Origin of the sequence: Mesorhizobium sp. YR577, assembly GCF_900116595.1 — a bacterium.
Lineage (GTDB): Bacteria > Pseudomonadota > Alphaproteobacteria > Rhizobiales > Rhizobiaceae > Mesorhizobium_M.
Map to the genome: position 1 here is coordinate 20,092 of NZ_FPBI01000035.1, position 24,357 is coordinate 44,448.

Below are 24,357 nucleotides of genomic sequence, written 5' to 3' on the forward strand. Positions count from 1 at the left end.
CGGGCCAGCCTGAGGAGGCATCGGACCCGGCGCCAAGCCGATAAACGGATTTTCAGATGAATATGCAGCCTATGATTGCCCGAGAATTCAATGTGGTTCCGCCGGAGGCAGATGTCGTCATCGTCGGCGGCGGCATCATTGGTGTGAGCACGGCGCTGTTTCTCGCCCAAAAGGGCGTTTCGGTCGTGGTCTGCGAAAAGGGCGAACTTGGCGAAGAACAGTCTAACCGGAACTGGGGCTGGGTACGCAAGATGGGCCGCGACCCGCGCGAGATTCCCTTGATGATCCGCTCCATGGATATCTGGAAGACGCTCAACGAGACCATCGGCGGCGAGACAGGTTTCCGCGTCAAGGGCATCACCTATTTCGTCAACGAGGAGAAGGATCTCCAGCGTTACGCCGGCTGGATGAAGGCTGCAGAGCCTTACGGTCTCGACACACGCTACATCTCACCCAGCGAGATCGAGAGCTTCATCCCCGGCTCGACGCGTAAATTCGGCGGCGGCCTGCATACCCCCAGCGACGGCTTCGCCGAGCCGCATATGGCAACGCAGGCCATTGCGCGCGGCGCCGAGCGTTTTGGCGCCACCATCGTCACCGGTTGCGCGGTCCGCGGCCTGGAAACCTCGGGCGGCCGGGTCAGCGAAGTCGTAACCGAAAAGGGCCGTATTCGTTGCAACGCCGTAGTACTGGCGGGCGGATCCTGGTCATCCCTGTTTGCAGCCAATCTCGGCGTGAAGATGCCGCAGCTCAAGCTTTTGTCGCAGGTCATGCGCACCCGCCCACTCACGGGCGGCCCGGAAGGTTGCGGCTCAGGCCCTGGTTTCGGCTTCCGCAAGCGGCTCGACGGCGGCTACAACTTCTCTATGCGTTCGGCGCATCCGGTCGACATCGTTCCGGACAGCTTCCGCTATTTCCGCGACTACATCCCCGCCCTGAAGAATGAGTTCAAGGCGATGAAATTCCGTATCGGCAAGCGCAGCTTCCAGGAACTGATGACGCCGCGCAAATGGGCGCTCGACCAGCGCACCGTTTTCGAGGAAATCCGCATCCTCCGGCCGGTTCCGGCCAACAAGGTGTTGGATCAGGCGCTGACAAACATCAAGCAGATGTTCCCGGCTTTTCGCGATCTTGTGGTCAACGAACGCATGGGCGCATGGATCGACGTAACGCCGGATGCCATCCCCGTCATTTCGGGGGTGAAGGCGATCCCGGGTTTCCACATCGCGACCGGCTTCTCCGGTCATGGCTTCGGCATCGGCCCGGCAGCGGGCGAGATGATGGCCGAGATCGTCATGGGCAACACCCCGACCATCGAGGCATCGGCATTCCGTCACGAACGCTTCATTGACGGCTCGCCGATCAATCACTGGCCGATCGGCTTCTGACCAGTGTAATGACAGTCATAAAAAAGGGCCGCACACGCGGCCCTTTTTCTTCGTGATAAGCGCTCACGCGAGCCTCAGCCTGCCCAGCCCCTCTTCGAGGTCGGCGATGAGATCCGACACATCCTCAAGCCCTATATGGAAGCGCACCACCGATCCACGCTCCTTCCACGAGGTAATGACCCGCGAGGTTTCGGGATGCATGGGCAGCACGAGGCTCTCGTAACCGCCCCAGCTGAAACCGATCTTGAAATGCTGCAACCCGTCGATCATTGCAGCCATCGAGCCTTCGGCAAGCGGTTTGAACTCCACCGAAAACAACCCCGAAGCACCGGAAAAATCGCGCTTCCAAATCGCGTGGCCCGGACAATCCGGCAAGGCCGGGTGGAACACCTTCATCACCTCCGGCCGGGTTGCGAGCCAGCGTGCGACCTCGATACCGGACTGGTGGTGCTGCCTGAGCCGAACTCCCATGGTGCGCAGCCCGCGCAGCCCGAGATTGGCTTCTTCAGAGCCGGCGCAGGCGCCGGTATCCTGAAGCGCTACACGCACCGGCAAGAAGGCATCCTCCGACGTGGTGACCACGCCCAGCATCGCATCCGAATGGCCGACGATGTATTTCGTCGCCGCGTGGATGACCGCATCGACGCCCAGCTTTGCCGGCTTGAAAAACAGCGGCGTCGCCCAGGTGTTGTCGATGGCCGTGCGAATGCCCCTTTCCTTGGCGATTTTGGCGATCGCCGGCACATCTTGCACCTCGAACGTGCCGGAACCGGGCGATTCCAGATAGATCAGCTTCGTGTTGGGCTTGATGAGTTCGACGATGCCGGCCCCGATCATCGGATCGTAATAGCTGGTCTCGATATCCATACGTGCCAGGGTGCGTGTACACAGGCGCCGCACCGGATCGTAGACGCTGTCGGGCACGAGAACATGGTCGCCCTGGCTGAGGAAGGCCAGGAAAACACCGGTGATCGCCGCAAGACCTGAGGATGCGGAAATCGCTGCATGACCCTCTTCCAACTCGGCGACCGCTTTCTCGAAGGCCAGGCTGACCGGCGTGCCAACCCGGCCATAGAACGGCGTCGAATAAGGCGTCTTGCCCGCCGTCTGAAAGTCGCCGAGCGACTTGAAGACGAATGTCGACGCCCGCACCACCGGCGGATTGACAGACACACCGGATGCCTTGAGTTCGCGTCCGGCCTGGACGAGCAGCGTGTCCTGGGCAGCCTTCGTCATCATACACTCTCCTTGGGAAGGTCTTCGCACTGGCCCCATTCGTGCCAGGATGCGTCGTAGAGCCGCCAGTCGTGCTTACCGATGCGTTCGAGCTGGAAGGCGATGATTGCGGCGGTGACGCCCGAGCCACAGGTAGCGATGGCCGGTCGGGACAGGTCGACGCCCGTCGCCTCGAATAGCTCGCGCGCCTTCATGGGCGACACGAAGGTGAAAGGTTCCTTCTGTTCGATCAGCGCGTTCCACGAGACATTGATGGCGCCCGGCATATGGCCGCCCGCGACGCCCGGATAGCCGGAGCTCATCTCGCCGGTGAAACGGCCGGGCGTGCGCGCATCGAGAAGGGTTGCAGATTTATCGTTGACGGCACCAAGCACTTCAGGCCAAGCGGCCACTTCATCGCGCGGCGGTCTTGCGGTGAAGATCGCAGGCGCTACAGCCGCAGGGCCGCCGGTCTCGACCGCGCGGCCTTCGCTTGTCCAGCGGCGCATGCCACCATTGAGGATGCGGACCTTGTCGTGGCCGAACAGGCGGAACATCCACCACAGCCGGGCCGAGACATAGCTGGAGTCGTAGACGACGACCATCGTGTTATCGCCGATGCCGAGCCGGCCGACTTCGGCAGCGAACTGTTCGGCCGGCGGCAGCATATTGACGAAGGGCGACCTGGCATCCGAAACCGCGTTGAGATCGATATATTGCGCCGTTGGAATATGCCCCTGGCGGTATTCGTCCAAGCCGGACTTGCCCGCTTCCGGCACGTACCAGATACAGTCAAGCACGACGACGCTCGGGTCGCCGAGATGGTCGGAGAGCCATGCGGGTTCAACGAGATAGTCATCCATTTTCGTTTCCTTCCTTCGAGTTTCTTATTGTCACTGGTTGGTATTGCGTGACTGCGGCCGCATGAGGTGCCAGTCCGTGTCGCGCTGCAAGGCGTCGGCCAAGCGCAATAGCAGCGCTTCGGAAAACGGCTGGCCGACGAGTTGCAGCCCGGCAGGCAAGCCCTGACTGTCCAGTCCAATCGGAACGGTGATTGCCGGCAGACCGAGATAGTTGAAGGGCCGGGTGTTCGCGGACAGGCTGAGGAATTTCGCCACAGCACCTTCCGCTCCCGCATCGACATCGGTCTCGGCGATCGTCGGCGCTGTGATGCGCAGCGTCGGCATGGCAAGTACGTCGATCTTTGAAAAGACGCCCTCCACGAAGGCTTTCAGGATTGCGCCGCGCCGACGCATCGCCTCCACGTAGAAGGTAGCCGGGATGGCATAGCCGGGATACATCCGACCGCTGACGTGGACGGCATATTCCCCGGCACGCGAACGCATCCAGTCAGCATGAAGCGTTGCGACTTCGACCTTGCTGACAATGGAAGAGTAGACTGCAATACGGTCCATCTCAGGCAGTCTGAGGCGACACTGTATTCCCCCGCGTCCAAGCAAAACCTCCAATGCCGCATCGAAGCGCGTCTGGATCGAGGGATCGACCCCATCGAAGAACCAGTTTTCCGGCAGGCCGATGCGGACGCCCTGGACATCGCCGTCGAGCGCCTGCTCGTAGCGTGGCACGGGCACGTCACTCGCCGTTCCATCCAGTTCGTCCGCTCCAGCGATGACGGTGAGAAGCCGCGCACAGTCGCGTGCGCTGCGGGCTAGCGGACCGATGCAATCCAGCGACGGAGCCAGCGGCATGACACCATAGCGGCTGACGCGCGACCATGTCGGCTTGAGGCCAGTCACGCCGCACAGGGATGCCGGGATGCGTACGGACCCCCCCGTATCGCTGCCGAGCGAAGCGAGCACCATGCCGGATGAGACGGCTGCACCCGAGCCTGACGATGAGCCACCGCTGACACGTTCGACGTTCCAGGGATTGCGGACCGGGCCGAAGTGACGGTTGTGGCCCGTCGGCCCCTGTGCGAACTCGGACATGTTGAGTGCTGTAATCTGCAGAGCGCCGGCACTGTCCAGACATTCAAGCACGGTCGCGGTGCGGTCGGAAACGAAGCTCTCGCGGATGACCGAGCCGCAGGATACGGGCTGCCCGCGCCGGTAGAACATGTCCTTATGCGCCAGCGGCATGCCGTGCAACGGGCCGAGCGGGCCACCGCGCATGCGGCTCGTATCGGACGCCCGCGCCTGTTCAAGTGCTGTTTCCGGCTCATGACGTATGACGGCGTTGATCGTCGGGTTTTCAGCCGCTATCGTTTCCAGACAGTATCGCGTGACGTCTTCAGCAGCGAGGTCGCCGCGTGCAACGGCGTCGGCCGTCTCGCAGAGGCCCGGACCCGTTGCATCTCCCTTTCGCTGGCGATCGTCATGCCATGTCACGCTTTCAAGCACTGAGACATGGTGCGCCACCTCGTCTTCCATCGGCCCGGCATCGATAGCGTGATAGGCGTCGATAAGGCGTTCGAGATCGGCTGAAAATTCCGCTGTCGCGTCGTTGGGTGGTTCGATGCGGTGCCAGAGGCGGGTCGTTTCGACGAAAAGCGACATGGTTCAGCCAGCGAAATGACAGGCGACGGAATGCAGCCGACCGGCGGCCGACAATTCGGGCCGCGCCTCGGCGCAGACCGGCTGCGATAGCGGGCAACGCGTCCGGAAGGCGCAACCCGAGGGCGGGTTGACCGGACTTGGCACATCTCCCGTCAGCAGACTGACGCCGCGTTTGGCGCGTTCATCTGGGATCGAGGCGATCAATGCGCGCGTATAAGGATGCTGCGCGTTCTGCCAAACAGATTCGGAATCGCCGATCTCCACGATCCGGCCGAGATACATTACCGCGATGCGGTTGGAGATGTAGCGGATCACGGCGAGGTCGTGAGAGATGAACAGGAACGCCACGCCAAGCCGCTTCTGCAAATCGGTCAGAAGGTTCAACACCTGCGCCTGCACCGACACGTCGAGCGCCGACACCGCCTCGTCGCAGACGATCAGATCGGGCTCCAGCGTCAGTGCCCTGGCGATGCTGACGCGCTGCCGCTGACCGCCGGAAAGCTCGTGCGGGAAGTGCTCCAGATGATGTTCGCCAAGCCCGACCTGCCGCATCAGCATCTCGACACGCTTGCGGCGGTCGGCAGGTGTGCCTTCGCCATGCACCTTGAGCGGCTGTTCGATGATCTGGCGGATGGTCAGCCGCGGATTGAGCGCACTCATCGGATCCTGGAAAACCATCTGTACGCGCTTGGCGCGCTCCAGCCGTTCAGCCCGGGCGGTCCCCGCCACCTTGCCGCCTAGACGCACAACGCCCCGCGTTGGCGTGTTCAGCCCGACAACGCAACGCGCGAGCGTCGACTTTCCGCAACCCGATTCTCCCACCAGTCCCAGCGTCTCGCCAGTTTCGACGGCAAAATCAACGCCGTCGACGGCGCGCAGAAGACCGGCCGGCGTGGGGTGGTGCATGACCAGATCGACCAATTCCAGTGCGTGCGCCATGGCTCAGGTGACCTCCAAAATCGGGTAAAAGCAGCGATGCGCGCGGCCGTCCGCCGTCGCCGTCAGCGGCGGACGCGCAGTCAGGCAGTCTTCTGCGGCCCGCGCGCATCGCGGTCCGAACAGGCAGCCTTGCGGGCGGGCGTCGGGCGCGGGAACGGCACCGGAAATATCGCTGAGCAGCTTTCCGTCATGCTTGAAGCTACCCCTGGGACGCGCTGCCATCAGCCCCGCGGTATACGGATGACGCGGCGAAGACATGATGTCCTCAACTGATCCGGCCTCGACCACGACGCCGGCATACATGACGATCATGCGCTCGGCGATCTGCCGGACCACGCCGAGATCGTGTGTGATCAGAACGAGGCTCTGACCAGACCGCTCACGGATTTCGCGCAGCAGATCAAGTATCTGCGCCTGCACCGTCACGTCGAGAGCCGTCGTGGGCTCATCGGCGATTATGAGCGACGGTTCGCAGGCCATGGCCATGGCGATTGTCACGCGCTGGCGCATGCCGCCCGAAAGACGGTGCGGATAGTCGTCCAGCCGCGCCTCGGGATCGGGCACGCGCACCTGCCTGAGCAGATCCGTTGCCCGCTCGCGCGCCTCGACCTTGCCCATCTTGCGATGCTTGCGCAGCACTTCGACGATCTGCGCGCCGACCGTCATTACCGGATTCAGCGCTGTGAGCGGCTCCTGGAAGATCATCGCCATGCGGTTGCCGCGGATTGATTGCATATCTCGCAGCGGCAATGCGGTAAGGTCGCGGCCTTCGAAAGAGATGGCGCCACGCTTGTGCCTGTCCAGACTGTCGGGCAGCAGGCCCATGATTGCCAGCGATGTCAACGACTTGCCGCAGCCGGATTCACCGACGATCGCCACCGCCTCGCCACGGCCGACCTCGAACGACAGGTCCTCGACCAGCGGCGTGTCGGCGGCCGCCGAGATGGACAGCCCAGCGACCTTGAGCAACGCATCAGCGGACACGAAGGCGTGGGTTGAGGACGTCATTCAATGCGTCTCCAATGAGGTTGAGGGCAAGGACGGTCACCACAACGGCAGCCGAAGGCACCACGGTGATGTACCAGGCCGTACGCATGGCTGATCGCCCAGCGCCGATGATTGCACCCCAGCTCATCATGTTGGGGTCACCGAGGCCAAGGAATGACAGGCCGGCCTCGACGATAATCGCGGTGGCGACCAGCACGGAAGCGGCGACCACGATTGGGCTCAGGCAGTTTGGCAGGATCTGGGTGAACATGATGCGCGTATCCGCCATGCCCATGATGCGGCAGGCCAGCACGAAATCCTGGCCGCGCAGCCGCATGAATTCAGCACGCACCAGGCGCGCCACCATAGGCCAGGACACAACGCTGATCGACACAACGATCGTGGTGAGCGAAGGGCCGATGATGCCGACGATGACGATGGCAGCCAGGAACGACGGGATGGTCTGCACCGCATCGGTGATGCGCATCAGCACATCGTCGACGCGGCCGCCATAGAATCCGGCGAGGGCGCCGACTAAGGAGCCGACAAAGACAGCGGCGAGAGCCGCACTCATGCCGACCAGGATCGACACACGCGAGCCGTGCATGACGCCGGCAAGAATGTCGCGTCCCATGCCATCGGTACCGAATATGTAGGATGGGTTCTGCCCCGGCCACAGCATCGGACGCGCCACCATGCGCCAAGGTCCGTCTGGATAGATGACGCCGGCGAGCAGCGCCATGACCAGGACCGTGAACAGTATGACGGCGCCGGCAAGGCCGCTGGGGTGGCGCAGGAAGCGCCGCAATTTGCCTTGGCGCCTGGTCATTTCAACTCCACCCTTGGGTCGATGATGACATAGAGGATGTCCACCACCAGGCTGACGACAACGACCGACAACGAACTGATGAACATCACTCCGAGAAGAAGATTGGCGTCACGCTCGAACACAGCGTCGAAGGCCGTACGACCCATTCCCGGCAGGCCGAAGACGGTCTCGACCAGCACCGCACCACCGATCAGCGAACTGACCTGAAGGCCAGCCATGGTAACAAGCGGCATCAGCGCGTTGCGCAGTGCATGACCATAGATGACTCGGCGCTCGCTCATGCCCTTGGCGCGAGCGGTGCGAACGAAGTCCTGACTCATCACCTCCAGCATGGTGGCGCGCGCCAAGCGGCCGTAAATGGCGATGTAGAAAGTGCAGAGCGCCGTCACCGGCATGACCAAATGCGCCACCACGTCGAGCACATGGCGCATGCCCGTATAGTTGGCGCCAACGCTGGTCAGTCCGGCGATGGGCAGCCAGCCCAGCTTCACCGAGAAGATCAGGATCAGCGAGATCGCCACAATAAAGGATGGGGTTGCGTAGAACAACAGCGCGACAGTGGAGATGATCGCATCGGCTGGTTTGCCCGCACGTCGTGCGGCAACGACACCCAGAACGGTACCGACCGTCAGTGAGATGATGACCGACAGCACAACGAGCATCGCCGTCGTCGGCAGCCGCAGCATGATGATGTCCAGCACTGGTGCCGCATTGCGGAAGGAATAGCCGAGATTGAAAGTCAGCAACTGCCCGAGATATTTGCCGAGCTGGATGAGGATCGGCTGATCGAGCCCATACATCGTGCGCAATCCGGCGATCTGCTCTGCCGTCATGTCGGAATTGCCACTCAGCACGTCGACCATGTCGCCGGGGGCTAGCTTGATGATGACGAAGTTGGCGATCACCACCATCAGCATGACAATCAGTGCCTGAACCAACCGCCGCCCGAGAAAACGAAGGGCGACCGGGTTGAAAAAACGCGAGTAAAGCCGGGGGGCCTTGCCCCCCGGCGTTGCCCGGCTTTGAGTGACGCTCATGCGTCCAGCCAGACTTGCGAGAAGGTGCCGAACGGCCCGATGGCGCCGACGGTGTGATCCTTGACCCGCGTGTTGGCGATGGTCACGCGGGCGGTCGAACAAAGCGGTAGCGTCGGCACGTCTTCCATGACCTTGCGCTGGAATTCGGCATAAAGCTGCTTGCGCTTGGCCGGGTCCATTTCGATCTGGGCGGCTTCGAGCAGCGCGTCGACATCTGGATTGGAATAGCCGGAGCCATTCGAGAAGGCGACACCATCCTTGATGTTTTTGGACCAGTAGAAACGGTGAACGCCGATGGTGGGATCGGCACCGGCGCTGCCGGTAAACGTACTCATGTCAAAGTCGCGGTCAGTATAGACGCGTTTGACGAAGCCGCCGGAGTCCGTCGACCGCACCGTCAGGTCGATTCCGATCTGACGAAGCTGCTCGCGTACATATTCCGACGCACGCAGGGGTTCCTCACCATAGTTGAGCGCGTCGATGGTAAGAGCGAAACGGTTGCCGCCATCCTTGCGTGGGTAGCCCGCCTCGTCGAGCAGCTTTTCCGCCGCCTCCAGATCGAGCGCATAGGCCGGAACATTCTCGGTCGTGTAGAAATCTGTCTGGTTGAAATGGATCGGGCCGGTGCCCGCATGACCGAAACCGAACCACACGTTCTCTGTGATCCAGGCGAAATCGATGGCATGCGCGATAGCCTGGCGAACTTTGACGTTGGCCAGGATCGGATTGCGCAGGTTGAAGTCGAGCAGATGCATCGACGACGAGATTTCGTAACCGTGCTCGGTGATCTCGAATCCGTCGGTGTCACCGAGACGAATGATTTCGAGGGGCGGGATCAGGCTCGATGCGACCAGATCTGCTTCGCCGGCTTCCAGCATCGCGCCGCGCGTCGCGCCGTCGGCGACGTAGCGGATTACGAGCCGGTCGAGATAGGGCCTGCCCTTGTCCCAATGGTTGGGGTTCCGGTCCATCACCAGGCTTTCGCCGCGAACATATTCAGCCAACCTGAACGGCCCGGTGCCGACAGGCGCGGTATTGACCGGATTGTTCATGACGTCGGTGCCGGAATAGAGGTGTGCCGGCATAATCGGCGACTCAGACGCGTTGAGGGCTTTCATCAGCGCCGGCTGTGGCTTGGTCAGCACGAAGACAGCGGTGTTTTCGTCTGGCGTTTGCACTTCCGTCAGATTGGCGAAGGTCGAGCGGCCGCGGCCGTGGTGGACCTTGAGGATTTCCATCACGCTGACCGCCACGTCTCTAGAACTGAACGGCTTGCCATCGTGCCAGGTAACGCCCTTTCGCAGGTTGAAAGTGATCTTCAGCCCGTCCGAAGCGACTTCCCAGGATTCCGCCAGCTGTGGCTGCGGCACCATGCCGTCGGCATAGTCGAGTAGGCCTTCATAGAACTTGCCACTAAGCAGGGTTTCAGGCCCCGCGGTGGTGATGGCGGCGTTGAGATAGGTTGGTGCCGGCCAGGTAACGATTGTCAGCGTGCCCCCGGATTTGGGTGCGGACTGCGCCCAGGCGGGCACGAAAGGCAAAGCGGTGCCGAGGGCAAGCCCGGCAAGAAATTGGCGGCGATCAGGACGGTAGGAAAAGCTTGTCATGTCGAAGACCCCTCGATGCTGGAAGCGCGATGTGGAGCGAACTGAAGTGCATGCAGCCGCCTCAATTAGCCGAGTCCATCTTTTGAGAGTCAACAAAAATATATATTACGTGAGAATTTTTTGTCTTTCTATTATATCTTGAGGTAGAAAATTTACCCTCTCCGTCGACGTTGCCCAAGAAACCGCCAGACATTGCAAAATTATTGAGCGCTTCTAACTCGTATAGACAGATAGGCTTGGGTTCATTTCGGCGGAACGGCAATACCTATGAAGTTACCGACAATTCTCCACCCGAAGTCTGGCCCTTCATGCCAATACCGGTGACGTTTCCAACCGGGTCGGTTCCTTTGGCGCGACCATCACAGCATAGAGACATTTACGGATTGGGTGGCACAATCGCCTCTGCCGGTGTCATCGAAGCGCTGGCACGGGCGGAACCACGGATCATGCTGGGCTCCGGTCCGAATTTGACTTCCACTACAGTCCGGGAATTAAGCCCGGCTGCGGAGATCATGCGCGGTATTGCGCGCGCCGGATCAAACCGTGTCGATTTGCGGCGTGGCCGGTGTGTCTCACGCAAGGCGGCGTCGCACGCTGGTCACGATTGGCGCTTGAATACCTGCTTACTGGCGACAGCGAAAGCGCGGAGCCGGACCTTGGTCGATAGGGCTGCTCCGGTTTACCAATTCAGTCGTCTTGGATTGACCAATCCGTTGCCCACCGTGAGCAGGTTAACCAGTTCCTATATTCGACGCAAATGCAATCACTTAATGCCAATCCAGAATAAACTGTCATTGAGGCCATTGGTAAACTCGGTCTTGGGATCGGAAACCCCTACCCTCAGCCAGAAAACTCTCCTGTTTTCAATCGCATAGGCCAGCCACCAGCGACCCAAAATTCCGGACTGGTAAACCCCGTGAGATGCCAAATATTTCCGGACATCACACAATGAGCTATGAGCCAGCCGATCACTTACCGGCGGCCTTAATTAAGATAGAGATGGAGCGCGCACCACGTCTCGCGCCAGCTGAGTAGTCGTTCCGCTTTTCTCCATCGCCGGTCAGTCCGGAAGAGGAATGTGCTCATCCCGGTCATCGACGGGAAGATCGAAACGTCCCTTGCCCCAGTTCTCAGCGCGCCATTCGGTTTTGGCCTCTTCGATGCGTTCCTGCGAAGACGCGACGAAGTTCCACCAGATATAGCGCGGTCTGCTGAGCGTTGCGCCACCGAGGATCATCAGGCGCGCGCCTCTGTCGCCTGCCGCGACAGTGATCCTGTCGCCGGGGCGGAAGATCATCATTCGACCTGCCTCAAAATCCTGGCCGGCGATCGAGATCGAGCCTTCGACGATGTAGATGCCCCTGTCCTCGTGATCGTGCGGCATCGGCAAGCGGCTTCGCGCGTCACGTCGGCGTAGAACGTCTCGGAAAACATCGTCGCGGGTGCCTTCTGGCCATAGGCGCCCCCGAGGATGAGCCGGACCGCAACGCCGCGATCCTCAATCATAGGCAGCGTCTCCTTGCCGTGGTGCTCGAACATGGGGGACTTGGCTCCGGCTGGCGCGCATCGGCCATGGGCCTCTGTTTCGGCGTGTCACAGGACAGGGCAAAACAGTTGGCGCCGAGCGATTGAACGATCAGGAGGTAGCCCGCCTGGTCAAGCGTGCGGCGCTGGCCGCCGGCGTGGGTGGCGACCTGTCGGAGAGCGAACGCGGGCAAAAATTCTCCGGCCGTTCACTACGCGCCGGGCTCGCCTCCTCCGCCGAGGTCGACGAACGCTATGTGCAAAAGCAACTCGGTCATGCCTCGGCCGAAATGACCAGAAAATATCAACGTCGCGGTGACCGCTTCCGCGTCAATCTTACCAAGGCGTCCGGATTGTAGAAGCTAAAATCCCTCCCCCTACGCTGTTGTATCGGTATGCATTGCGGACTATATGGTCACTATGGTCACTATGGTTATGGAGGGTGGTATGCTGCCTGTATCGAAAGACGATCCCAACTGGACAGTTGCTCGGGCAAAAGCGCGTCTCTCGGAGGTCATCGAGCGCGCGCAATCGGCGCCGCAGACGATTACGCGCAACGGAAAGCCAAGCGTCGTTGTCGTCTCAGCTGAGGAATGGCAGCGCAAGTCCGCTCGCAAGGGAACGCTCGCGGAGTTCCTGCTGGCTTCACCGTTGCGTGGCGCCGAGCTTGATCTCGAGCGTCAACGCGATGAGCCGCGTGATCTCTCGCTGTGAGACTTCTTCTCGACACCAACGTCCTGTCGGAAGTGACAAAACCGAACCCTGATGCGCATGTCCTGGAATGGCTGGATAGCCTAGACGAGGATCGTTCGTTCATCAGCGTGGTGTCGATTGCCGAGATACGGCGTGGCGTGGCGCTCATGGTCAACGGTCGGAAGCGCGATTCGCTGGCTGAGTGGCTGGCGGAGGATCTGCCGCAACGCTTCGAACATCGCGTCCTTGCAGTAGATGAACCCGTTGCATTGGCCTGGGGCGATCTGATGGGCTTAGCAAAGCGCCGCGGTCGCGGGCTGTCGTCGATGGACGGCCTGATCGCTGCGACTGCAATTGCGCAAAAACTCGTCCTGGCGACGCGCAACATAAAAGATTTTGAGGGTTTCGGCATCGAGCTCTTCAACCCTTGGGACCGATGACAACGCTCATTCGAGTGGGTTGGCGTGCCAAGAATGGAAAATTACGCCCCTCCTCGCAATTATGCTCCAAAAAGACGCCTGTCCCGGAAAACGGGCTGATTAAGACTTTCCTGGATCGCTGAGAACTCTGGATGGGTCGGATTGATCAGCACATCGCGATCGACGCGCGCGATCACACTCGGGACCAGCAGGATGACGCTACGCCGTTCAAGACACCATGCTTCACCAAATTCCTTGCTTACGGTCGCTGCCATCGTGTCCCATCCCGGGAGGGATGGTTGAGAAAAAACCTCGTAGGTCAGCCCGCGCGGGACAGTAATTTCAACAGTGCTGGTTGGGCGGCAGCCGGCCACTGCCATGCACCAGCTTCTCCAGCAAAGCTGTCGAATAATGCTCGCTGATATAGATCACCAGACTTCCCGGCGTATTCCAACGACCAGGAGCGATTGTCGAGCCCGTCGCGTCGAAGATCGGATAAGTGCCGGCCGGATCGCCAATGGGAAAGCACAGCAGTGTGCGATCGAGAATTTGCACCGTCACGCAGCGCTGCCGTACTTCAGACCTGCAAGGATATCGAGTACCAATTCGGCGCTGATCTCATTTTGGATAACCACATCGATCGGACGCCGATCTTCCAGCATGGCATGAGGACGAAACAGAAAGTCTCGCGCTCCTCGCTCTGCCAGACATCGAGTGCCAGATTCCAGACCCGGGCTACACGTGCCACCCTTGTGCCCTCATCCCAAGACAGTCTAAGTGCGCCTCTCTTACGGCGCTCATAGGTGGCCTTCGGAACGAGTCGATTTGAAGTGAGCATCGCTCGGGGCCAGCAATTGCGCGATACGTTCGAGTGCTGCCATGGGCAATCCGTTTTCAATCGAGGATATCAGCCCAAATGGGGATCGTGCAGCTATTTCCTTAACCCGCAGACCAAGTACGTCGACGACGTTCCCAAATGCCAGCATTACCATTCTCCATTATCATATGAAGCATAGTATAGCTTCATATGAGGCATACTGCAAGCCATCCCATTGGAAACAAAGGATAAATTCCTGTCTTCTATAGTATCTCAAAGCCATGAGACAGCAGACATCGGCAAGCGAGGCACCCTCGAGTTCGAGCTGCGTGATCAATGCGGGATGCTGGACAAAGCCCTGATTGTATTCAGCCCATTCGGTCGAAAGTTCGCGTGCGGCGTAAATGTTCGGCGCGCCGATCGGGTTCCAACGACCGCCAAATTGCGCCGCTCCGTCGCCTGACAGCGGCACATGCGCCCAGCGTGGCACGTAGGCCCGCCAAAGGATTTGTGTCTCCAGACGCGCTTCAGGCATAAACGCCGGAGCGCACCGCCTCCAAGTAGGACAAAACCTTGTCGGACTTGCCCTCGCCGACCAGATCGTAGGCGGTTTTGCCGGCCCAGCCTGGGATTGGCTGATGCTTGAACCATATAACTGCCCGGTTCTCGTCGCCGGCCATCTCAGTAGCCATGGCCAGAATCCGAACAACCGGACTCAACGCTAGATCAACCTTGCGTGCGCCTGATTTCGCCACCAGCGTATTTCTGGCCACACCTACCAATTTAGCCAATTCCGATTGCGTCACACCCAAGAGTTCAGAAACCCGCCGTGCCGACAGGAAGGGCGAACGAGCTTCGCCGAAGTGGGCTGCCGTGATTTCGAGACTTTGTGCCGACATGTCAATGCCAGGCTCTATCCGCTATTTAGACGCTTCCGCCAAAATGATCGACCAGTGATCTTGCAGTTTCAAAGACGCCAGGAGGTCATCCTGGCGAGCCAACGGCATCGCATGTTGAAGCGGCCCTTTCGACAGCAAATTTTTTACCACTGAGACGGTCGACTGACCTTCCTGCTTGCCGTCTCCGTTTTGGGAAACGAGTCTTTTCAGCACACCAAACATCGCTACATTCCCGCGCCGAAGCCTCTCTTCGCTAGCCCCCGGCAGCCTGAGTGGCTGCCTTGCGCGCTCGCGCTGTCGTGGTTGCTGCAGCAGCGACTGCAGACTTCTCGTCGTTGCCCACCTGGACGGTAGGCTGGGCAAACTCGATCCCGTTGGCAAAGAACGTATCGCGGATCATGGTATAGGCTCGCCGCCTCACGCCTGTTTGATAGCCCGGTTTCGTCGTGATGGAAAAACTCAGCTCCATGCCGAAATCACCGAACTGTTCGACACCCTTCATCTTCACGGTTTCTATGATTTGAGGCGCCAGTTCGGGATCTTCGAGCATTTCGGAGCCAACGACCTTCACCAGTTTCTTGACCTTCCTGATGTCGGTATCGAAAGGAACGCGGATCAGGAATTTGTCGATCGCCCAGTCGCGGCTCATATTTTCCACCGCACCCAGCTCGCCGAAAGGAACGGTGAAGACCGGGCCGCGATGGTGCCGCAACCTGACGGACCTAAGGCTGAAGGATTCGACGGTGCCCTTGTAGCTGCGGCTCTGGATGTATTCCCCGACTCGGAACGCATCGTCCAGCATGTAGAAGACGCCGCTGATCACATCCTTGACCAGCGTCTGCGACCCAAACCCGATGGCGACGCCGAATATGCCGGCACCAGCGATCAATGGAGCTATCTGCACGCCAAGCTCCGACAGCACCATGAGGACGGCTACCGCCGCAATCAGAACCGCGAGCATATTGCGGAAGATCGGTAGCAGCGTGCGCAGGCGGCCCCTGCGCGCTGCTTCGGCCGCATCGATCGGCTCGTCGGACGATGCAACTTCCAGTTTCCGCGCGATATAAGCTTTCGACAGTTGCCAGAGCAGGTCTGCAACAAGCAGCGTTATGACCCCACGTAATAACCCGCGCATAAGTTGGGTCGTGACGGCATCGTTCTGCATCAGCGTGCCGGGGCTCAGTCGCAGGATCGCCCCAAGCCACAGCACAGCAAGCAGAATGACCAGCGCCCGCGCGCCCCGAACGATCAGCACGGTCATCACCGAATTCGCAGAACCGGAACTCGCGCGCGACTCGGCAAGTGCTCCCGCAACTTGCCCCGTTATGGTCAACGCCTTCGGCAGCAATAGTGCATAGATGCCGAGCCATAGCAGACCGTTCAGGCCTGCGACCCATAAACCCCAAAGCAGCACGAGATAGACAGTGAGAAGCCAGTTCGTCATGACGGCAGGCGCCGCTTCGGGATCAGCGGGGCGGCGCCAGACCATTTCGATTGCAAGCGCCAGCAGCCCTACCCCGAGGAGATAGGCGATCAACCGGACGACACCTGGTGAAAACCCGAGCCCCGGGAGCAGGTTGATCGTCGCCCAGGCAGCCATCAAATAGCTGGCGAAAATGGTCAGCCGCCGATACCAGAAATTTGCCTTGGCATCACTGACCGGGATCAGCCGGAACTGGCTTTCCTCTCCCGTTGAAACCAGACTGACCTTTGGCGAAAGCAGCGCCGAACTGAACGCCCTGACCAGCCGGACGACGATGAAAGCCACCAGATAGGTCAGGATGATCCTGCGCAGCAATGCAGGCCAGTCGAACGCCAGAAAGGCCCCGGCGCTGACGAGCGAAAATACGACAATCGGCGCGACCACCGAAAGCAGGTGAAGAGCTCGACTTTCTCCCAGCGTCGTCGCTCCATATCGACCGGACCCATTGTCCCGCACGCGGTGGATCGCCCGCTTGAAAAGCCACTCCGCTCCGAAACCGAGCGCAAGCAGAGCCGCAAAGAGTATGATTATCGTTGCAAAACCGCGATTGTTTATCTCCGTCCTCACAGTCCGGACGGCATTTGCAGCCTCGGCTGGAATCTGCGGCAAAGCATTGCGCATCGCGGCAAGGTGGTCGCGGATGCCCTGGTCCCAACTGGAGATCTGTTCAGCCGTCGGCGCGCCGGCGGCGTCGTCAACAGGTGCAGGCTTGGTCGCAAGCCAGGCACGGACATCGGGATCGTCGAGCAGCTTGACGAGTTCCCGAACCTTTTCGTCCGGCGGCGGCACCGTTGCAGTTTGTCCCGTCTGCGCAAGGGCAAAATTGCCGAACGGCAACGGGGCAAATGCCAGCAATGCCGCAAAGCAGACTGCCAGCAGTGAGGCTTGTGGGCGCGATGCAATGGTCATTGTCACACCAATCTCATGAGGACGTTCGGGTTCGTCGTTTCAAGCTTTTCATCGACAGGGCACCTATCGGCCTATCGCGAACTGGAAATTGACGCCGGCAAATATCTGCCATTTCGGATTGCCGATGCCTTCGCTGGCGACCGTGTATTGCGGCTCGATAAAGGCGTTCATCGTGACCTTGTCGTTGATCTGGAAAACCTTGCCGACGCCGAACCCGACGGGGATGTAATAGTCCCCGTTTTCGAGATTGAAGCTCCAGGTCGCGCTCGAGCGGAGGTAAAAGCCGTTCGCAAGGTTGTAGTTCACGATCGGCTGGAACGTCGCCAGCGAGACGTCCTCGCGATCGCCGGCGCCGGCGAAAGACGCCTGATAGGTGACGAGGCCGCCGATCAGGCCCCATTTCTGTGGAGCGATAGCCAGGCCGACCACGCCGGCCTGCCATTTCCCGGCGCCGAGCAGATCGTCCGTCGCGGTCGGCAGCACGACGAGCGGCCCGACACCGAACGAGATCTGCTTGCCGGGAAACACGAAGATATCCATCAGCGTCAGGTCGCCCAGCCCCGTTACATAGCCATCGGGAAACTCAGGCGCCGTGGCGATCGGCAGGGTGAAGCGGAACAGCTGCGGTTTGCCGAAGAGGTCTGAAGGGATGAGGCCGCGAAGCAGGAACTGGTTTGCGTAGCGGCCATCGAGCCCATCGAGTTCGGGAACATAATAGTCATGAAGATTGATCGTGATCTTCGGCGTCAGCGGGTTGTTCGCCGCGTTGACGTCTTCATGCTCCTGCCCGATCGAAGGCGCACTCCAGGCCACCGCGGCAAGGCCCGTCAGGAGCGTCGCAATCCGTTTCAGCATTTGCCTTCTCCTATCCGCAGATAGCCGGGAAGCTCATTGCTTTTCGGCGGGGTAGATCACCTTCCAGTCCGTCTTCATGTCCACGACGAGCCAGCCACGTTTCGGTGCCTCGTCCAGCGCCTTGTCGAGCTTGCCGATGTGCGATTGCCGGTCGTATGCCCATTCGCGCTCGGCGTCGGTGTGATGCACGATCAACCCAAACCGCGGGCCGTTATTGAGGGTCGTCCACTGCAGCATCTGCACGTCGCCGTCAGAATTTCCGGCAGCAAAGACCGGACGGCGGCCGATGAAGCGGTTGATCCCGACAGGCTTGCCCGGACCGTCATCGACGAACTCGATCTTCGCTTCCTTCTTCAGGACTGGCTTGTCGTCAGGCCCGAGTTCGTAGGTCACGACGCCGGACGAGCCGACGACCTGGCCCGGCGGGATGCCATAGGCTTGCTCGACCCATGGCCGCATGAATTCCACGCCGCCGCCCGAGACGATGAAGGTCTTGAAACCGTTGGCGTGTAGATAGGCCAGCAGTTCCACCATCGGCTGGTAGATGAGTTCGTTGTAGGGACGGTTGAACCGTGGATGACGCGCCGTCGCGATCCATTCCCTGACCGTGCTTGCAAACTCTTCGGTGGTCATCCCGGTGTGAGTTACCGCAATGATTTCGCCGAGGCCTTTTTCTCCCGAAGCCAGAACGCCTTTGACGTCGTCGGCCAGCAGCGACCTGAACGGCTCGGTGTCCTTCCATTCGGGATGCTGGGGTGCCATCGCCTTGACCCGGTCCAGGGCAAAGGCAAGCTGGAAATAGATCGGCTGCTCGCTCCAGAGCGTGCCGTCATTGTCAAACACCGCAATACGCTCGGCAGGCTTCAGGTAGTCGGCGCCGCCCTCCTGCGTGGTCCGCGAGACAAAACCGGTGATAGCAGTCTTTGCAGCCCCCTCGTTCCAGGAAGGCAGCGCGTCGGTCTGCGCGCCTGCATGATTGGCTGTGGCCAGAAACAGGAATGAAAGAACCGCTATGGCCGCATTCAACATCACCTTCGTCATGCCGCCCTCTCCTTTTCTTCAGTCCCGTCACCCTGGCGACCCCTGACTTCGGCAAGATCCCGTTCCAAAAAATAGTTCAGGAATGTCCTGACGACTGCGATTGCGGCCAGCCGCCCGATGCCGTCCCAGCTCGGCGTCATCGACGTTTCGATGATGTCGGCCGCCAGCTGGAAGGTCAGGCCCGCGACGAGCCAGCGAGCGAACCGCAGCCAGATTTCACGACGCCGATGGCCGTCCCCGTGCGAGAAATGGAACCAGATCGCGGCAACGAAGCTTTCGATCGCGCCATACAGAATGACGACCAGCGCCATGGCGTTGATCAGCATGACGCTGTATTCGGTCGTAGCTCTCAGCCATTCTTCCACTTGGCGAACCTGCCCCGCTAGGTTTCAGGAAATACAGTCTTCCAGTCGTTCTTCATGCTGACAACGGTGATGCCGTAATCGGTAGCCCTGTCGAGCGCTTCAGCAAGAGGACTCAGCTTGAATTCACGATCGTAAGCGACTTCGCGCTGTGCATCGTCATGATGAACAAGCAGCGCCAGTCGCGCGCCCTGCCCCGATTTGGTGTAGCGCAGCATGGCGAGATCACCGTCGGAATTACCGAAGGCGAGGATCGGCCGACGGCCGATATGCAGTCCTATGTTGGCGGGCTTCACCTCACGGTCGTCGAAGCTGTTCAGCTCGGCAGCCTTCATCAGCACGGGGCGGCCGCCTTGCAACTCGTAGTGCAATCGCGCGGAGGAGCCGATCACCTGCTCGCGCGGAATGCCGTAGGCACCCTCGGCAAAAGCGCGGATGAGGTCGATGCCACCGCCCGACACGATAAAGGTCTTGAAGCCATTGGCACGCAGGTAAGCGAGAAGCTCAACCTGCGGCTGGTAGATCAGTTGCGTAAAGAGCCGACCGAACTTGGGATGTCTTGCCGAAGCGAACCAGGTCCTTGCGATCTCGTCGAATTCTTCCTCGGTCATGCCTGCGTGCGCGGCGAAGGCCAGCTCCATCAGGCCCTGCTTGCCCTGTGCATGCAGTGCCTTGATGTCATGGTCGAGCAGCGCCCTGAATGGCTGGCGCGTACTCATTGAAGCATCCTTGGCAGCGAGCTGTTTCACCCGATCGATCAGGAAAAAGACCTGCACCTGCATGGGCTGTTCGCACCACAACGTTCCGTCATTGTCGAAGGTTGCGATACGTTCGGATGGCGGCACATAGTCCGGTTCCCCCCCTGTCGTCACGCGTGCGACGAAGTCGAGGATGACGGATTTCGCCGGACCATCGTTCCAGGAAGGCAGAAGATCAGAGGACATGCTATTCGACCCTTTGTAACGCGGGGAGCCAGCAGGAGCCGTCAAGGATCGGTGTCTGCGGGCCATTGAGCCGCGTCGTCAGATTGAAGGATCCGTTCGGCGCAAGCTGGATGACATATTTTCCTCCTGTACAATCAGCAGAACCGGATTTTTGACGTGACAGCGGGATTGTTCCCGCTGCCATCATTGTGTTCATCGAGTTATTCGCGCGGCTGCCTCCAAGCGCACTGGGAAACACGTCACCCCCCTGCGACCGTCGCGTGCAGCTTGTCGATTGCCTGATCGGCGGTAAAGGTGTTTGGCTTCTGGATCTTCGGAAACTCGACGAACGTCTCGTTGAACTTCATCATCAGCGCGATCGCCCCATAGATGATGAAATCGTGATGGAGGAACCAGTCGTAGTATGAGTTGGACGTGACATCGGCGAACTCATAAGGGTCGGTGCGCAGGTTGAACAGTTTGGCCATGCGCAGCGGGACAAATGGATCGGCCCAAACGGCCATTGTGCCCTCGGTGCGCTGCTCCATGAAGACGATCTTCCAATTGTCGTAGCGGATACCAAGCGTGTCGCCATCGTCCGAGATGTACATGAACATCTTCCGTGGCGACTTGTCCGTCTTGCCGGTCAGGTAGCTCAGGAGGCTAACCCCGTCGATGTGGTTCTTGTAGGTGCGGCCGATCGCTTTCACGCCCTTCTTCAAGTCTTCGACGACGGTCTTGTTACCGGCCAGTTCCAGGAACGTCGGCAGCCAGTCGTGATGCTGGACGATCTCGTTCGAGACGGAGTCTGGTTTGATCTTGCCCGGGTAGCGCACAATCAGTGGAATGCGAAATGCTCCTTCCCAGTTCGTGTTCTTCTCGCTACGGAAGGGCGTCATCCCGCCGTCAGGCCACGAATTGCGGTGTGGACCGTTGTCGGTCGAGTACATGACGAAGGTGTCGTCGGCGATGCCGAGTTCGTCGAGATAGTCCAGCATCTCGCCGACGTTCTTGTCGTGATCTATCATTGTGTCATGGTAAGGCGACTGCCAGCGTCCTGCCTGTCCCAGGCTTTCCTTCTTGGTGTGTGTGAACAGGTGCATGTGGGTGAAATTGACCCAGACAAAGAAGGGCTTGTCGTCATCCACGGCCCTCTTGATGAATCCCTTTGCCTTGTCGGCAAAGTCATCATCGCACGTCAGCATGCGCTCTTTGTTGAGCGGCCCTGTATCCTCTATCTTCTGTTTGCCGACTTTACCCCAGCGTGGCTGAACCGTCGGATCGTCGATATCGGTCGCGAAGCTGTGGATGACGCCGCGCGGCTTGACGGTTTCGATGAAGTCGCCAAACTCTTCCTTGGGGAAGTAATCATACATCTCCGGCTCTTCCTCTGCGTTGAGATGGTAGAGGTTGCCGTAGAACTCGTCGAAGCCGTGATTGGTGGGCAGCATGTGATTTAGATCGCCAAGGTGGTTCTTCCCGAACTGACCGGTCGTGTAGCCCTCATTCTTCAAAAGCGCCGGAATCGTCACAATCTTTTCGTTCATGCCGATCGGCGCGCCAGGAATTCCTACCTTTGACAGACCCGTGCGCATCACGCTTTGGCCTGTGATGAACGATGATCTCCCCGCAGTGCAAGACTGCTCACCGTAGGAATCCGTGAACATCATTCCTTCCTTGGCCAATCTATCTATGTTGGGCGTCTGGTAACCCATCAGTCCGCGCGTGTAGCAACTCAGATTCGCGATACCGATGTCGTCGCCCCAGATCACCAGGATGTTGGGCTTCTTCTTGCCTGCCATTTCCGTATCCTTTCCTCGCTCTGTTTTGTCTTTTCTGACTTGAAGCCTATTGCTGGTCGTCCTTTCTGCTAGAAAAACGGGCCTATCTGGAAAACCATGCTGAGAATGGCCGCTATGCCGACCAGCAGCAGGATGAAGGCAGTGATCAGCGTCATCGAGGGCGGGAACCCGCTTTCGGCATGGATGAGACCGGCAGCAGCCATGGCATGGCGTTCGCGGCGCAGGCCGATCATGAATTGCGAGTGGTAGATGATGCCAAGCACCAGCATGGCGATGCCGAGCCCGACCAGGGTGATGCCGAAATTGCGAGGTGCCGCGGCGTGGGCCAGCGTGCCAGCGTCGCGAAGCTTCTCGAACACCTGGAAGATGGTAAAGCCGAAGCTGATCAAGGACAGCGACGTGCGTATCACCGACATCAGGGTCCGGTCGGCGCTCATGCGCGTGCGCTGGAACGACATGCCGGTGCGGCGCATCGACATTTCGGTGCGCTCGGTCGACAGGTCGGTACGATGCGTCGAAAGGTCGGTTCTGAATTCGGAAAGTGAGGTTCGGTGTTCGGACAGACCCGTTCGATGGTTGGACAGGCCCGTGCGGTAGGCCGAGTATTGCACCGATGCCATGTCGGACTTCGTTTCGTCGACCTTTGGGATCGGAGGCACCGGGGTCTCTGGCAATCTTGCAGGCCGTTGCAGAACCGTCTTCGGCAGTTTGCCCATCTCTTTCACCGCGATGTGGGGCCGGAGGACTTGCGCGCCGTCCACCAGCGCGCCAGGCGCGCGAAGGGTCCGCGCAGCAGGAGGTAAGGGACGAAGGCGAGCAGGATCGCGATGACCACCATTTCGCCCGGATAGAAGGTCTTGAGGACGGTATACTGGTAGACAGCGTCCATCCCGATGCCCAACAGGATGATGCGGCCGGTGGAGATCACACCTTCGCGCAGGCGTTCGCCGCGGTCCGCCGAACTGGTCAGCAGCGTCCATAGATAGGCGCTGCGCCCAGCACGTGCGTCCTTGGCCCCATCGTGCAGGGCGGCAATCGCAGCCATCACCGGCTGAAGAACAAACCGAAACGTCATCGGCCCGCCGGGACGATCGAAAATATCGCGCCAGATGCGCTCGTGAACCTCGACGGTGAAGCCGTAGCGCAGAAACCCGATAACGCTCAGCGCGATGAGCAGCAATATGGCGATCCGCGCGATCCAGAGCTGCGTCGTGGTTGCACCCTCGGTCATGAGTTCGCCCCCCCGGTGCGCATGATGCAGCGGAACCCGACATGGCTCATCGACGTGTCGACTGGCTGGGCGTGGCGCGCGGCTGGACGGTAGCGCCGGCAGTAGTTCGGCGCGCAAAGGTGCGACCCGCCCTTCACCACTTTCCGCGGAATGAGGATCGAGGGCTGGCGCTCGTCATAACTCGCAGCCTCGGACCCTCCCCGCGGATTCTGCGGGATACAGCAGGATTTTGCTTCCTTCTCGGGATGCCGCGACGACCACCAGTCGGTCGTCCACTCCCAGACATTGCCGATCATGTCCTGCAGGCCGTAGCCATTGACCGGATAGGTGCCGACCGGGGAGGTTCGCTCAAAACCGTCAGTCAAAAGATTCTGGTGCGGAAATTCCCCTTGCCATGTGTTGGCCATCTGCTTGCCGCCGGGCGCAAATTCTGCGCCCCAGGCATATTCGGCATCCTCGACGCCGCCCCAGGCGGCATATTCCCACTCGGCCTCGGTCGGCAATTCCCTGCCGGCCCAATCCGCATAGGCCAGCGCATCGGCATAGGCGATGTGGACGACCGGATGATTGTCCTTCTTGAACAGGCCGCTGTTGGCGCCGAGCGGATGCTTCCAGCTCGCATCCTTGACGAAATCCCACCACGCGCTCGGGTTCCTGAGATCGACCGGGCCGGCAGCCTTCTGGAACACCAGCGACCCGGCGTAGAGCATCTCTGGGAGCGCGCCGGGATAATCCCTAGGATCAGGAATCCTTTCGGCAACGGTCACATAGCCTGTTACCTTGATAAACTGCTTGAACTGGCGGTTCGTCACCGGCGTCTTGTCGATGAAGAAGCCGTCGACCTTCACCCGGTGTGCGGGAGCCTCTTCCCTGTAGTGATC

At 60.1% G+C, this 24,357-nt stretch carries 22 protein-coding genes and 5 pseudogenes; 4 read left to right on the top strand and 23 right to left on the bottom strand.

The annotated features are described in order from the left end of the window. Positions 1-56 precede the first annotated feature (56 nt). Positions 57-1,388: an NAD(P)/FAD-dependent oxidoreductase gene (locus tag BM413_RS29615; protein ID WP_091918441.1), complete on the top strand. Its 1,332-nt coding sequence runs from the start codon at positions 57-59 to the stop codon at positions 1,386-1,388. A gap of 63 nt (positions 1,389-1,451) precedes the next feature. Here the strand turns inward: BM413_RS29615 and metC are convergent, their stop codons facing one another. From metC to BM413_RS29660, 9 genes and pseudogenes are all read right to left on the bottom strand, one after another. Continuing rightward, a complete protein-coding gene (gene metC, locus BM413_RS29620) occupies positions 1,452-2,624 on the bottom strand; it encodes a cystathionine beta-lyase (protein ID WP_091918463.1) in 1,173 nt (390 codons plus the stop codon). Beyond that, a complete protein-coding gene (locus BM413_RS29625; RefSeq protein ID WP_091918442.1) occupies positions 2,624-3,466 on the bottom strand; it encodes a sulfurtransferase in 843 nt (280 codons plus the stop codon). Before BM413_RS29625 ends, metC begins: the two co-directional genes overlap by 1 nt. A gap of 30 nt (positions 3,467-3,496) precedes the next feature. Further along, positions 3,497-5,119 (bottom strand): amidase, encoded by a 1,623-nt coding sequence (locus BM413_RS29630; RefSeq protein WP_210189003.1) that lies wholly within the window; start codon positions 5,117-5,119, stop codon positions 3,497-3,499. 3 nt (positions 5,120-5,122) lie between these two features. Further along, positions 5,123-6,058, bottom strand: coding sequence for an ABC transporter ATP-binding protein (locus BM413_RS29635; protein WP_091918443.1), 936 nt, complete (start codon positions 6,056-6,058; stop codon positions 5,123-5,125). Positions 6,059-6,061: 3 nt separating this feature from the next. Then, on the bottom strand, positions 6,062-7,066 hold the full coding sequence (locus BM413_RS29640) for an ABC transporter ATP-binding protein (RefSeq protein WP_091918444.1): 1,005 nt from the start codon (positions 7,064-7,066) through the stop codon (positions 6,062-6,064). Continuing rightward, positions 7,032-7,874 carry an ABC transporter permease gene (locus BM413_RS29645; protein ID WP_091918445.1) on the bottom strand — a complete coding sequence of 281 codons (843 nt, stop codon included), beginning with the start codon at positions 7,872-7,874 and terminating at the stop codon, positions 7,032-7,034. The genes BM413_RS29640 and BM413_RS29645 overlap by 35 nt, the downstream gene beginning before the upstream one ends. Continuing rightward, a complete protein-coding gene (locus tag BM413_RS29650; protein WP_091918446.1) occupies positions 7,871-8,911 on the bottom strand; it encodes an ABC transporter permease in 1,041 nt (346 codons plus the stop codon). Before BM413_RS29650 ends, BM413_RS29645 begins: the two co-directional genes overlap by 4 nt. Further along, on the bottom strand, positions 8,908-10,518 hold the full coding sequence (locus BM413_RS29655) for an ABC transporter substrate-binding protein (RefSeq protein ID WP_091918447.1): 1,611 nt from the start codon (positions 10,516-10,518) through the stop codon (positions 8,908-8,910). Before BM413_RS29655 ends, BM413_RS29650 begins: the two co-directional genes overlap by 4 nt. A gap of 1,060 nt (positions 10,519-11,578) precedes the next feature. Beyond that, positions 11,579-12,063 (bottom strand): annotated as a pseudogene (locus BM413_RS29660) (pirin-like C-terminal cupin domain-containing protein); the annotation flags it as partial. Between BM413_RS29660 and BM413_RS29665 the strand changes: the two are divergent. The 3 genes and pseudogenes from BM413_RS29665 to BM413_RS29675 all read left to right on the top strand — a co-directional run. Next, positions 12,063-12,401: pseudogene (locus tag BM413_RS29665) on the top strand (tyrosine-type recombinase/integrase); the annotation flags it as partial. The pseudogenes BM413_RS29660 and BM413_RS29665 sit on opposite strands and share 1 nt — an antisense overlap. An 88-nt stretch (positions 12,402-12,489) precedes the next feature. Then, a complete protein-coding gene (locus BM413_RS29670; protein ID WP_091918448.1) occupies positions 12,490-12,756 on the top strand; it encodes a type II toxin-antitoxin system prevent-host-death family antitoxin in 267 nt (88 codons plus the stop codon). Next, a complete protein-coding gene (locus BM413_RS29675; protein WP_091918449.1) occupies positions 12,753-13,175 on the top strand; it encodes a type II toxin-antitoxin system VapC family toxin in 423 nt (140 codons plus the stop codon). Before BM413_RS29670 ends, BM413_RS29675 begins: the two co-directional genes overlap by 4 nt. Positions 13,176-13,234: 59 nt before the next feature. On the opposite strand, the pseudogene BM413_RS29680 reads toward BM413_RS29675, so the two are convergent. From BM413_RS29680 to BM413_RS29745, 14 genes and pseudogenes are all read right to left on the bottom strand, one after another. Continuing rightward, positions 13,235-13,715 (bottom strand): annotated as a pseudogene (locus BM413_RS29680) (RES family NAD+ phosphorylase). After that, positions 13,712-14,140 (bottom strand): annotated as a pseudogene (locus BM413_RS29685) (antitoxin Xre-like helix-turn-helix domain-containing protein). The pseudogenes BM413_RS29680 and BM413_RS29685 overlap by 4 nt, the downstream one beginning before the upstream one ends. A gap of 123 nt (positions 14,141-14,263) precedes the next feature. After that, positions 14,264-14,506, bottom strand: a pseudogene (locus tag BM413_RS29690) (RES domain-containing protein); the annotation flags it as partial. Then, positions 14,499-14,870: an antitoxin Xre/MbcA/ParS toxin-binding domain-containing protein gene (locus tag BM413_RS29695; protein ID WP_091918451.1), complete on the bottom strand. Its 372-nt coding sequence runs from the start codon at positions 14,868-14,870 to the stop codon at positions 14,499-14,501. The gene BM413_RS29695 and the pseudogene BM413_RS29690, both read right to left, overlap by 8 nt. 21 nt (positions 14,871-14,891) lie before the next feature. Further along, entirely contained in the window at positions 14,892-15,092 is a 201-nt protein-coding gene (locus BM413_RS29700; protein ID WP_091918452.1) for a hypothetical protein, read from the bottom strand. Positions 15,093-15,123: 31 nt separating this feature from the next. Then, positions 15,124-17,262, bottom strand: coding sequence for a mechanosensitive ion channel family protein (locus BM413_RS29705; protein ID WP_091918453.1), 2,139 nt, complete (start codon positions 17,260-17,262; stop codon positions 15,124-15,126). A gap of 63 nt (positions 17,263-17,325) precedes the next feature. After that, positions 17,326-18,117, bottom strand: a complete 792-nt coding sequence (locus BM413_RS29710) for a hypothetical protein (protein WP_091918454.1) — start codon at positions 18,115-18,117, stop codon at positions 17,326-17,328. 33 nt (positions 18,118-18,150) lie between these two features. Next, positions 18,151-19,146: an HAD family hydrolase gene (locus BM413_RS29715; protein WP_244538103.1), complete on the bottom strand. Its 996-nt coding sequence runs from the start codon at positions 19,144-19,146 to the stop codon at positions 18,151-18,153. Positions 19,147-19,154: 8 nt separating this feature from the next. Then, positions 19,155-19,469 (bottom strand): DUF1622 domain-containing protein, encoded by a 315-nt coding sequence (locus BM413_RS29720; RefSeq protein ID WP_244538101.1) that lies wholly within the window; start codon positions 19,467-19,469, stop codon positions 19,155-19,157. Positions 19,470-19,540: 71 nt separating this feature from the next. Then, complete coding sequence (locus BM413_RS29725; RefSeq protein ID WP_091918457.1) at positions 19,541-20,464, bottom strand: HAD family hydrolase; 924 nt, start codon at positions 20,462-20,464, stop codon at positions 19,541-19,543. Positions 20,465-20,703: 239 nt separating this feature from the next. After that, positions 20,704-22,245 carry an arylsulfatase gene (locus BM413_RS29730; RefSeq protein WP_091918458.1) on the bottom strand — a complete coding sequence of 514 codons (1,542 nt, stop codon included), beginning with the start codon at positions 22,243-22,245 and terminating at the stop codon, positions 20,704-20,706. 68 nt (positions 22,246-22,313) lie between these two features. Next, the gene (locus tag BM413_RS33900) at positions 22,314-22,961 is read right to left on the bottom strand and encodes a YidH family protein (protein ID WP_091918459.1); all 648 of its coding nucleotides are present in this window, start codon (positions 22,959-22,961) and stop codon (positions 22,314-22,316) included. Between the two features lie 5 nt (positions 22,962-22,966). After that, positions 22,967-23,476 (bottom strand): hypothetical protein, encoded by a 510-nt coding sequence (locus BM413_RS33905; protein WP_244538102.1) that lies wholly within the window; start codon positions 23,474-23,476, stop codon positions 22,967-22,969. Further along, positions 23,473-24,357, bottom strand: an 885-nt coding sequence (locus BM413_RS29745; protein ID WP_091918466.1) for a formylglycine-generating enzyme family protein, incomplete at its 5' end; no start/stop codon positions are given. The genes BM413_RS29745 and BM413_RS33905, both read right to left, overlap by 4 nt.